Origin of the sequence: Arthrobacter sp. 2YAF22_2, from assembly GCF_052114645.1 — a bacterium.
Lineage (GTDB): Bacteria > Actinomycetota > Actinomycetes > Actinomycetales > Micrococcaceae > Arthrobacter.
On record NZ_JBFRFD010000357.1, the window covers coordinates 1 to 3,857 of the forward strand.

General features: G+C 70.7%; 2 protein-coding genes and 1 pseudogene. All 3 read left to right on the forward strand.

Annotation, left to right across the window (positions count from 1 at the left end; translation table 11 throughout):
• Positions 1-1,039 (forward strand): bifunctional phosphopantothenoylcysteine decarboxylase/phosphopantothenate synthase (locus AB4Y86_RS13885; protein ID WP_441402797.1); only part of this gene is annotated, 1,039 nt, incomplete at its 5' end.
• Between the two features lie 79 nt (positions 1,040-1,118).
• Positions 1,119-2,354 carry a methionine adenosyltransferase gene (gene metK / locus AB4Y86_RS13890; protein WP_441402798.1) on the forward strand — a complete coding sequence of 412 codons (1,236 nt, stop codon included), beginning with the start codon at positions 1,119-1,121 and terminating at the stop codon, positions 2,352-2,354.
• Between the two features lie 191 nt (positions 2,355-2,545).
• Positions 2,546-3,857, forward strand: a pseudogene (locus AB4Y86_RS13895) (primosomal protein N'); the annotation flags it as partial.

The following is a 3,857-nucleotide window of genomic DNA, read 5'->3' on the forward strand; positions in this document are numbered from 1 at the left end:
GGCCACGGCAGACCTGCTGGCGCGCGCCGCCTCCGGACAGGCCAACGACCTGCTGACCAACACGCTGCTGATGGCGGGCGGCCCGGTGCTGATGGCCCCGGCCATGCACACCGAAATGTGGCGCCACCCGGCAACTCAGGCCAACGTCGAGACCCTCCGCAGCAGGGGGATCACCGTGCTGGAGCCCGCCACCGGCCGGCTCACCGGGGCAGATTCCGGGCCTGGCCGGCTGCCCGAGCCGGCGGCGATTTTCGACGCTGCGCTGGCCCTGGCCGGTGCGGCCGAAGTCCCCAACGCGCCGGACCTGCCGGCGTCGGCGTCCGGTTCACCGGCAGCCGCCGGGACCGGGCCGCTGGCGGGGCTCACCGTGACGGTCAGCGCCGGCGGCACCCGCGAACCTCTGGACCCGGTCCGGTTCCTGGGCAACCGGTCCTCCGGCAAGCAGGGTGTGGCGCTGGCTGTTGCCGCCCGGGCGGCAGGCGCCCGGGTCCGGCTGCTGGCAGCCCACATGGAGGTCCCGGCGCCTGAGGGCGTCGAACTGGTGCAGGTCGAGACCGCGCTGGAACTGCGCAAGGCCGCCCTGCACGCCGCCGCGGATTCCGACGTCGTCATCATGGCCGCCGCCGTGGCGGACTTCCGCCCGGCAGACGTCTCCGGCACCAAGATCAAGAAACGCGACGACGCCGCCGACCCCGTGATTTCGCTGGTCCGCAACCCGGACATCCTGCGTGAACTCGTCGAGGTCCGGGACGCGGCCTCCCGGAACCAGTTGATCGTCGGGTTCGCGGCCGAGACCGGCGACGCCGACGGGGACGTCCTCGAATACGCCGCGGCCAAGCTGCGCCGCAAGGCCTGCGACCTGCTGGTGGTCAACCAGGTGGGGAAGGACCGGGTCTTCGGCCAGGACAGCAACGACGTAGTCATCCTTGCGCGCTCCGGCTCCGAACCCCAACAGGCGTCGGGTTCCAAGTCCGACGTCGCCGCCGCCGTGATTGACCGGATCAGCGCCGAGTTGAGCAGGCTTGTCCCGCCCGCCTGAGCGTTGCCGTAATCAAAGTCTCCTTCGCAGGGGGACACACGCCGCCGGACGTCCGTTTTCCAACCAGTAAGGTAGTTGAGTGACTTTACCGCTGCACATTCCAGACTTTCACGGGTCCACGCCCGCCGCGCTCCGGCTCTTCACGTCCGAGTCGGTGACGGAAGGACACCCCGACAAGATCTGCGACCAGATCAGCGACTCGATCCTCGACGCCCTGTTGGCCAAGGACCCGGAGTCCCGCGTTGCCGTGGAAACCCTTGCTACCACCGGCTTGGTGCACGTGGCCGGCGAGGTCACCACTGACGCCTACGTCGAGATCCCGCAAATTGTCCGCGAGACCATCCTGGGAATCGGCTACGACTCCTCGGCGAACGGCTTCGACGGCGCCCGCTGCGGCGTCTCCGTCTCCATCGGCCAGCAGTCCAACGACATTGCCGGCGGCGTCTTCAACTCCCTCGAAGCCCGCGAAGGCCGCCAGGAAGACGACTACGACCTCCAGGGTGCGGGCGACCAGGGCCTGATGTTCGGCTATGCCAGCGATGAAACCCCGTCCTACATGCCGGTCCCGATCTGGCTCGCACACCGCCTGTCCGAGCGTCTGACCGAGGTCCGCAAATCCGGGCTGCTGGACTACCTCCGGCCCGACGGCAAGACGCAGGTCACCGTGGGTTACGACGGCGACCGGCCGGTCTCGGTCGAGACCATCGTGATCTCCAGCCAGCATGCCGAAGGCGCCAGCCTCGACCAGCTCCGGGCGGACCTCGCCGAGCACGTGGTCGACCCGGTCATGGCGCTGTCCAACCTGGACACCTCCCGGTCCCGGAACATCCTCAACCCGGCCGGCGCCTTCGTCATCGGCGGCCCGGTGGGCGACGCCGGACTGACCGGCCGCAAGATCATAGTCGACACCTACGGCGGCATGGCCCGGCACGGCGGCGGTGCCTTCTCCGGCAAGGACCCGTCGAAGGTGGACCGCTCGGCCGCGTACGCGATGCGCTGGGTTGCCAAGAACGTGGTGGCCGCCGGCCTCGCGAAGCGCGCCGAAATCCAGATTGCGTACGCGATCGGCCAGGCCCGCCCGGTGGGCACCTACGTGGAGACCTTCGGCACCGAAACCGTCGACCCCGCCAGGATCAGCGCCGCGATCGCCGAGATCTTCGACCTGCGCCCCCGCGCCATCATCGACGCGCTGGACCTCAAACGTCCGATCTACGCCAAGACGGCCGCCCACGGCCACTTCGGCCGCGAGGATCCGGACTTCACCTGGGAGCGTCTTGACCGGGTCGACGAGCTGAAGGCGTTCTTCAACGCATAGGCCTCGGCAGCGACGTTTAGTGTGCAGGATCTGAACGAGCACCGCTCTGAACGACCACAGCTCTTAAATGTCCCAGCCCTGTGATGTGCTGTAGCCAGGCCGCCAACCGGCGGCCTGGCTACAGTCTTAACTTGCCCGTTGAGTCGATCGCCAACGTTTCCGTGACCAGCCGCTGAAGGGAGGCAGACGCCATGAATCCACCACATGGCCGCCCGGCAGCGCCCGAGGAACCACTCCAGCTCTCGCTGCTGCACGGCTTCCCGGCCTCCGCGGCTGCCGCTGGGCCGGCGCTGGCCGCGGAACTTCCGGTCGCCCGGGTGTTGCTGGAATCGGCCCTCCCGCACCTGGACCGGCCGTTCGACTACAGCGTGCCGGCGGAGCTCGATTCGGCCGCCCGGCCCGGCGTCCGGGTCAGGGTAAAATTCAGCGGCCAGGAACTCGGCGGCTACCTGCTCGAACGCACGGCGGACTCCGACGCGGGCCACCCCCTGGTGCCGCTGTACAAGGTTGTGTCCCCGGTCGCGGTGCTCACCCCCGCGGTGGCCGAACTGGCCGGAAGGGTTGCCGCCCGCTACGCCGGGACCGTCAGCGACGTGCTGCGCGTCGCGGTCCCGCCGCGGATGGCCAGGCTGGAAAAGGACTTCGCGCCCGGCGGCCTCTTGGACCCCGCGCTCTTCGACGCCGCCAACGAGGACCCGGACACCCAGCCCGCGGCTCCGCCGTCCTGCTGGGTGGACTACCACAACGGCCCCGCGTTCCTGCAGCACCTGGCGGCGGGGGAGTCGCCGCGCGCAGTACTGAGCGCCCTGCAGGGGTTCGGTGACCGTGGCTGGCCCCGGCTGGTTGCCGAGGCGGTCGCCGCCGTGCGCCGCTCCGGGCGCGGCGCCGTCGTCGTGGTGCCTGACTACCGCGACCTGGACCGGGCCGAAGCGGCCCTCCTGGAGCTCCTTCCCGCCGGGGATGTCGCCCGGCTCACCGCCGACGACGGCCCGACCCCGCGGTACCGCAGCTTCCTGCGGGTGCTCAGCGGGGCGGCCGGCGTCGCAGTGGGCACCCGCTCCGCCGCTTACGCCCCGGTGCACAACCTGGGCCTCGTGGTCTGCTGGGACGACGGCGACGACCTGCACATCGAGCAACGGTCCCCGTATGCCCACGCACGCGAAGTGCTGCTGCTCCGGGCCGCGCACGAAGGGGCCGCCTGCCTGTTCGCCGGACACGCGCGCAGTACCGAGGTGCAGCGGCTGGTGGAGTCCGGCTGGGCCAGCCCGGTCGAAGCGGGGCGCGCCGTGCTCCGCCGGACCGTGCCGCGCGTGCTCAACACCGCCGACAGTTTCGAGCAGGAACGCGACCCGCTGGCCCGGGTCGCCCGGCTGCCCGGCGCCGCGTGGCGGGCCGCAAAAGAGGGCCTGGAACGCGGTCCCGTCCTCGTCCAGGTGGCGCGTGCAGGCTACGCGCCATCGCTGGCCTGCGAACGCTGCCGGGAACCTGCCCGCTGCACCACCT